Below are 6,329 nucleotides of genomic sequence, written 5' to 3'. Positions count from 1 at the left end.
CGAGAAAAAGACAAGCTCCTGATTTTCACGGCAGCCCTCTTGGCCGAACGCCGCAAGGCGCGCGGGCTCAAGCTCAACTATCCGGAAGCCGTAGCGTTCATCACGGCGGCGCTCCTGGAGGCGGCGCGCGACGGCCAGACGGTCGCCGAGCTCATGCATTACGGCACGACGCTGCTATCGCGCGAGGACGTCATGGAAGGTGTGCCTGAGATGATTCACGATGTCCAGATCGAAGCGACGTTTCCGGACGGCACCAAGCTCGTGACCGTCCATCATCCCATTCCCTAAGCAGCCACTAGCATGAGGCCCCGTGCGCGCCCCAACGCTCGACGAAGAAACGTCAACGGCTTCGAGCGCGGCGCGCAAGTACCGTCCTAAACCATCATGATCCCAGGCGAATTGATTACTGAACCCGGCGAGATCGAGCTCAACGCCGGCAGGCAAACCGTCGTGCTGACCGTCGCGAACACCGGGGACCGCCCGGTGCAAATCGGGTCGCATTTTCATTTCTACGAAGTGAATGCTGCGCTGACATTCGATCGCGAGCGCGCACGCGGCTTCAGGCTCAACATCGCGGCCGGCACGGCCGTGCGCTTCGAGCCAGGACAGGAACGCACGGTCGAGCTCGTCGCCTTGGCCGGAGATCGAACCGTATACGGCTTCAACAGCAAAGTGATGGGCCCGCTGTAATACGCCGCCTGCCGGGCGATCAAGACCCGGCGCCGCGTGCGCGCCAATTTATTTCGGACACCGAATCAACATGACTCTTCGCATCGATCGCCGCGCTTATGCGGAAATGTTCGGGCCCACGACGGGCGACCGGATCCGGCTTGCCGATACCGAGCTTTTGATCGAAATCGAGCGCGACTTCACCGTCTACGGCGAGGAGGTCAAGTTCGGCGGCGGCAAAGTGATACGCGACGGCATGGGCCAATCGCAACGCGCGGCCGCACTGGTGGCGGACACTGTCGTGACGAACGCCGTCATTCTCGATCATTGGGGCATCGTCAAAGCCGATATCGCGATCAAAAACGGTCGCATTGCTGGGATCGGCAAGGCGGGTAACCCGGACATCCAGCCTGGCGTCACGATCGCAATCGGCGCCGCAACGGAAGTGATTGCGGGCGAAGGCCTTATCGTCACGGCGGGCGGCATCGATTCGCACATCCACTTCATTTGCCCGCAGCAGATCGAGGAAGCGCTTGCGTCGGGGGTGACAACGATGCTCGGCGGTGGCACGGGGCCTGCCACGGGCACCAACGCCACAACGTGCACACCGGGGCCCTGGCACATCGAGCGCATGTTGCAGGCGGCCGATGGCTGGCCGATGAACATCGGCTTTCTCGGCAAAGGCAATGCGAGCCTCGCCGAACCGCTCGTCGAACAGATTGCGGCCGGCGCCATCGGCTTGAAGCTTCATGAGGACTGGGGCACCACACCCGCGGCGATCGACAACTGCCTGTCAGTGGCCGATTCGACCGACACGCAAGTCGCGATTCACACCGATACCCTCAACGAGGCTGGCTTTCTCGAGACGACGGTCGCGGCCTTCAAAGGCCGCACCATCCACACCTATCACACGGAAGGTGCCGGCGGCGGTCATGCGCCCGACATCATCAAGGTGTGCGGCGAAGCAAACGTGCTGCCGTCGTCGACGAATCCGACGCGGCCCTACACGGTCAATACGCTCGACGAGCACCTCGACATGCTGATGGTTTGCCATCACCTCGATCCGTCGATCGCCGAAGACATCGCCTTCGCCGAATCGCGCATTCGCCGCGAGACGATCGCGGCCGAGGACATCCTGCATGACCTCGGCGCGATTTCGATGCTTTCGTCCGATTCGCAGGCGATGGGACGCGTTGGCGAAGTCATCATCCGTACCTGGCAAACCGCGCACAAGATGAAAGTCCAGCGCGGCGCGTTGCCCGAGGACAGCACGCGCAACGACAACTTCCGCGCAAAGCGCTACGTGGCAAAGTACACGATCAATCCGGCCCTCACGCATGGCATCGCCCATGAAGTGGGCTCCATCGAGGTGGGCAAATGGGCCGATCTCGTATTCTGGGAGCCAGCGTTTTTTGGCATCAAGCCGACACTCATCCTCAAGGGCGGCATGATTGCGCTCGCGCAGATGGGAGATCCGAATGCCTCGATTCCCACACCGCAGCCCGTTCACTATCGCGAGATGTTCGCAACGCGTGGCGGCGCGCTCGCACGCACCTCACTCACGTTCGTTTCGCAGATGGCACTCGATGCCGGAATCGCAGAGCGCTACGGCCTCAGCAAGTGCATCGCGCCGGTGCGTGGCTGCCGGACGCTTCAGAAAACCGATATGGTTCACAATGCTTGGCAGCCACATATCAGCGTCGATCCGGAAACCTATCAGGTAGTGGCCGATGGTCAGCTGCTGACCTGCGAGCCCGTCAAGGTACTGCCGATGGCGCAACGCTACTTTTTGTTCTGACTCCTAAGTGATTTGCCATGCGCACGATCGACAAACGTATCGCCCCTCATACCAAGCTTGCCGCGTCGCTCGTCATGCGGGCACCCACACTAACGCTCGCTTACGAAGCGCGTTGCAAGAGCCGTCTCGCGGCAACGCTCGATAACGGCGAAGCCGTTGCGCTCGTCATGCCGCGCGGTACCGTGCTGGCCGACGGCGATGTACTCGTCGCCGATGACGGCGGACTCGTGCGCATCGTCGCCGCAGATGAAGCCGTGCTTGTCGTGCGCGCACCGGACGCACTCACCCTCACGCGCGCCGCTTATCACCTCGGCAATCGTCATACGCCCGTCGAGGTGAGCGCCGAGTACCTGAAGCTCGAAAGAGACCCAGTGCTCGAAGCTATGCTCAAGCGCCTTGGAGCGCATGTGGAAGCGGCATCGTTGCCTTTCCAGCCGGAAACGGGCGCCTACGGCGGCGGGCACCGGCACGGTCACGACGCCACGTTCGATGAGGACTACGCGATCGCGCAACAGGTGTTCGGGGAGCATCACGGGCATTCGCACGATCATGCCCATGCCCATGGCCATGGGCACGGCCACGAACACGGGCATGGGGACAGCTGCTCGCATCACCAACATGCGAAGGACTGCGGGCACGCCCATAGCCACGATCAAGCGCACTCGCATGATCATGACCACCGTCCAGCGCCAGGCCATGATCATGGCGATGGTCACGACGCTGCGTGCTCGCATCACCACTGCGACGGTCATGGGCACCGCTGAGCTGACAGCACTGCTGCACCTCGCCTCGCCGGCACTGCCGGTCGGGGCGTTCAGCTACTCGCAAGGCCTGGAGTCCGCGATTGACGCGCAGTGGGTCACCGACATGGAGAGCGCCCGCGCGTGGATCGAAAGCGGTCTCACAAGCGTGCTCGCGCGCTGCGAGCTACCGTTCCTCGCGCATCAACTCGAGCGTTGGCATCGGCACGAAGCGGCCGCACTCGCCTCGGCCGACGCTCAGTTTCTCGCAAGCCGCGAATCGGCCGAGTTGAGGCGCGAAACCGAGCAAATGGGGTGGTCATTAAAACAGCTCTGTCTGTCGCTCGAATGGAGCGACGCCGAACGCCGTGCCACCTTGAGCGCGATGACGCCGATCACGCAGCCGAGCGCGTTCGCTTTCGCGGCCGCGGCGCATGACCTGGAGGCCCCTGCCGCACTCGCCGCTTACGCCTTCAGCTGGGTCGAAAACCAGGCTGCCGCCGCGCTGAAAGCGGTCCCCCTCGGCCAGATGGCCGGACAGCGCATCATCGTCGCGCTGCGCGCATCGATTGATCGCGCCGTGGTGCGCGCACTCGATACCCCACCCGAGCAGATCAACACGTTTGCACCCATGCTTGGCGTGCTGTCGGCACGACACGAAACGCAATACTCGCGGCTATTCCGCTCCTAGATCGAACAAGGTGCCATTGATGAGAACGAAGAAGTTGCCGCCCCTGCGCGTCGGCGTAGGCGGACCTGTTGGGTCGGGCAAGACGACGCTGCTCGAAATGCTTTGCAAGGCAATGCGCGATCAGTACGACCTCGTCGCGATTACCAACGACATCTATACCAAGGAAGACCAGCGCCTCTTGACGATCTCCGGCGCTTTGCCTGCCGAACGCATCATGGGCGTCGAGACCGGGGGCTGCCCCCATACGGCGATTCGCGAAGACGCATCGATCAATCTCGAAGCCGTCGAGCGCATGCTCGGGCGTTTTCCGGATGCCGATATCGTCTTCATCGAATCGGGTGGCGACAACCTCGCCGCGACGTTCAGCCCCGAGCTGTCCGACTTGACGATTTACGTCATCGACGTGGCCGGCGGCGAGAAGATTCCGCGCAAGGGTGGCCCGGGCATCACGAAGTCAGACCTGCTGGTGATCAATAAGACGGATCTCGCGCCGTTCGTCGGTGCAAACCTCGATGTGATGGCGTCCGATGCGCAGAAAATGCGCGGCGAACGGCCATTCGTCATGTGCAATCTGAAGGCGCGCGAGGGGCTCGCTGAAGTCGTCTCGTTTATTGAGACGAAGGGGTTGTTGACATCCTACCCGCCCTAAAGGACGGGGATTCCTACTGGTGCGCAAGCACCTTCGGCGGGTTCCTGCTTCGTCGGGTGGCCTGACTGCGCCATCCCTCCACAGGCAAGCGCGGCATGTCCTGCCGCAAGAATGTTGAGCGCGCCCACGTGGTCCGCGTTTGCCTCGTGCCCGCATTGGACGCACTTGAACAGCGCTTGCGTCTTGCGGTTGTCCTTCGAGACGTGTCCACAGCACGGACAGGTGCGGCTCGTGTTCTTCGGGTCTACCGCGACGAAGAAGCCGCCGTTCCAGCCCGTCTTGTATTCGAGTTGGCGGCGGAACTCGCCCCAGCCCTGGTCGAGAATCGACTTGTTGAGGCCGGACTTCGCGCGGACATTGCGCCCTGGTGCGTCTGCCGTGCCTTTCGCCGACTTCGACATGTTGCTGATTTTCAGGTCTTCGACCGCAATCATTGCGTGGTTTTTGCTGATCGTGTTCGAAGCCTTGTGCAGAAAATCAGACCGCGCGTTTGCGATGCGCGCGTGAATCTTCTGGATGCGGGCCTTCGCCTTTTTCCAGTTGCTGCTGCCTTTGACCTTGCGGGCCATCCGGCGTTGATACTTCGCGAGCCGCTGCTCGTGCTGACGGAACGACGCGAGCGGCGCGATATACGAGCCGTCGCTCATGGTCGCGAAGCGCGCCACACCCACGTCAATTCCTACCGCGGGGCCTTGCGCAACCGGCTGCTCGACCTCGCGTTTCGTGAGGATGGACACGTACCATTTGCCCGCGCGCAGTGACACGGTAGCCGAGCGCACCTCGCCGAGCACCATGCGACTAGTGCGGTAGCGGACATAGCCTAGCTTCGGGAGCGAGACGCGCCCGTTCTCGCGGTCGAGCTTGATTTGCTTGTGGTCGGGGTAGCGGAAGCTATCGCCCAGGCCCTTGCGCTTGAATCGCGGGAATGATGCGCGACCGGCGAAGAAGTTCTGGAAGGCGCGATCCAAGTCCAGCACCGCTTCGTCGCACGGATGGCGCGGCGCGTCAGCAAGCCACGGCGTATCGGCGCTGGTGCGCCAGTCCGTGAACAGCTTCTTCATGGCGAACTTGCCGACGAACTTCTGCCCTGCTGCGTGGTTTTCCTTCTGGTACGCCAGCGCCTTGTTGTAGACGAACCGACACGCGCCTGCGAACTGGCGCATCTTGCGCGCCTGCTCGCCGGTCGGCATGAGTTCGAACTTGAAGGCTTGAAGCAGTTCCATGCCGCATACTATGACTTTGGCTTTGTCCTCGAAACTGCGCAAGAGGGAAAAATAGGACGCCCACGTAGTACAGATCCCTGCGTTGAGGCATGGAAGGCACTGCGTCTTTTTGATGCGTGTGCATTTGGTCTTCGTAACCAAATACCGGCGCGGCGTCTTCACGAAGCAGATCATTGATGACCTGCGGATGGTGTTCGCGAACGTCTGCCGCGACTTCGAAGCCGAGTTGGTGGAGTTCGATGGCGAAGACGACCACGTGCATTTGCTCGTGAACTACCCGCCGAAGGTCGCCGTGTCGGCGCTCGTGAATAGCCTGAAAGGCGTTTCGAGCCGGATGATTCGGCAGAAGCACTACCCGACTATCCGGCGCAAGCTGTGGGGCGGCGCGCTATGGTCGCCATCCTATTTCGCTGGCTCGTGCGGTGGTGCGCCCATCACGGTGATCCGCCAATACATCGAGCAGCAGCGCACGCCCGAACAAGGACGGCTACGCCGTCCGCGCTATCCTTCCTCCCCGTGAACGGAGAGGGTTGCCGCGCACCAGCTCAAGATCTAGCGC

8 protein-coding genes are annotated in these 6,329 nt (G+C 62.1%); 7 read left to right on the top strand and 1 reads right to left on the bottom strand.

The window, feature by feature from the left end; all coding sequences use genetic code 11:
* The 6 genes from ureA to ureG all read left to right on the top strand — a co-directional run.
* A partial coding sequence (ureA, locus tag VL598_RS10990) for an urease subunit gamma (protein WP_325326743.1) occupies nt 1-288 on the top strand: 288 nt, incomplete at its 5' end.
* Nucleotides 289-384: 96 nt separating this feature from the next.
* Nucleotides 385-690 (top strand): urease subunit beta, encoded by a 306-nt coding sequence (locus tag VL598_RS10985; RefSeq protein ID WP_325326742.1) that lies wholly within the window; start codon nt 385-387, stop codon nt 688-690.
* A 70-nt stretch (nt 691-760) separates the two neighbouring features.
* On the top strand, nt 761-2,467 hold the full coding sequence (ureC, locus tag VL598_RS10980) for an urease subunit alpha (protein WP_325326741.1): 1,707 nt from the start codon (nt 761-763) through the stop codon (nt 2,465-2,467).
* A gap of 17 nt (nt 2,468-2,484) precedes the next feature.
* Complete coding sequence (gene ureE, locus VL598_RS10975; protein WP_325326740.1) at nt 2,485-3,231, top strand: urease accessory protein UreE; 747 nt, start codon at nt 2,485-2,487, stop codon at nt 3,229-3,231.
* Nucleotides 3,218-3,898, top strand: a complete 681-nt coding sequence (locus VL598_RS10970) for an urease accessory protein UreF (RefSeq protein ID WP_325326745.1) — start codon at nt 3,218-3,220, stop codon at nt 3,896-3,898. Before ureE ends, VL598_RS10970 begins: the two co-directional genes overlap by 14 nt.
* A gap of 19 nt (nt 3,899-3,917) precedes the next feature.
* Complete coding sequence (gene ureG, locus VL598_RS10965) at nt 3,918-4,547, top strand: urease accessory protein UreG (protein WP_325326739.1); 630 nt, start codon at nt 3,918-3,920, stop codon at nt 4,545-4,547.
* Here the strand turns inward: ureG and VL598_RS10960 are convergent.
* Entirely contained in the window at nt 4,544-5,770 is a 1,227-nt protein-coding gene (locus VL598_RS10960) for a transposase (protein WP_325326738.1), read from the bottom strand. The genes ureG and VL598_RS10960 overlap by 4 nt on opposite strands.
* Before the next feature lie 73 nt (nt 5,771-5,843).
* On the opposite strand from VL598_RS10960, the gene tnpA reads away from it, so the two are divergent.
* A complete protein-coding gene (gene tnpA, locus VL598_RS10955) occupies nt 5,844-6,290 on the top strand; it encodes an IS200/IS605 family transposase (protein ID WP_325326744.1) in 447 nt (148 codons plus the stop codon).
* Nucleotides 6,291-6,329 lie beyond the last annotated feature (39 nt).

It is taken from the genome of Trinickia sp., from assembly GCF_035492435.1.
Lineage (GTDB): Bacteria > Pseudomonadota > Gammaproteobacteria > Burkholderiales > Burkholderiaceae > Trinickia.
Note: the sequence above shows the minus strand (reverse complement) of the source record. Positions and strands in the feature narration are given on the sequence as shown.

What these genes read in the sequence shown, in the direction of transcription:
- ureC (WP_325326741.1), top strand. Translation starts at nt 761, where the DNA reads ATGACTCTTCGCATCGATCGCCGCGCTTATGCGGAAATGTTCGGGCCC.
- VL598_RS10985 (WP_325326742.1), top strand. Translation starts at nt 385, where the DNA reads ATGATCCCAGGCGAATTGATTACTGAACCCGGCGAGATCGAGCTCAAC.
- ureG (WP_325326739.1), top strand. Translation starts at nt 3,918, where the DNA reads ATGAGAACGAAGAAGTTGCCGCCCCTGCGCGTCGGCGTAGGCGGACCT.
- VL598_RS10960 (WP_325326738.1), bottom strand. Translation starts at nt 5,770, where the DNA reads ATGGAACTGCTTCAAGCCTTCAAGTTCGAACTCATGCCGACCGGCGAG.
- VL598_RS10970 (WP_325326745.1), top strand. Translation starts at nt 3,218, where the DNA reads ATGGGCACCGCTGAGCTGACAGCACTGCTGCACCTCGCCTCGCCGGCA.
- ureE (WP_325326740.1), top strand. Translation starts at nt 2,485, where the DNA reads ATGCGCACGATCGACAAACGTATCGCCCCTCATACCAAGCTTGCCGCG.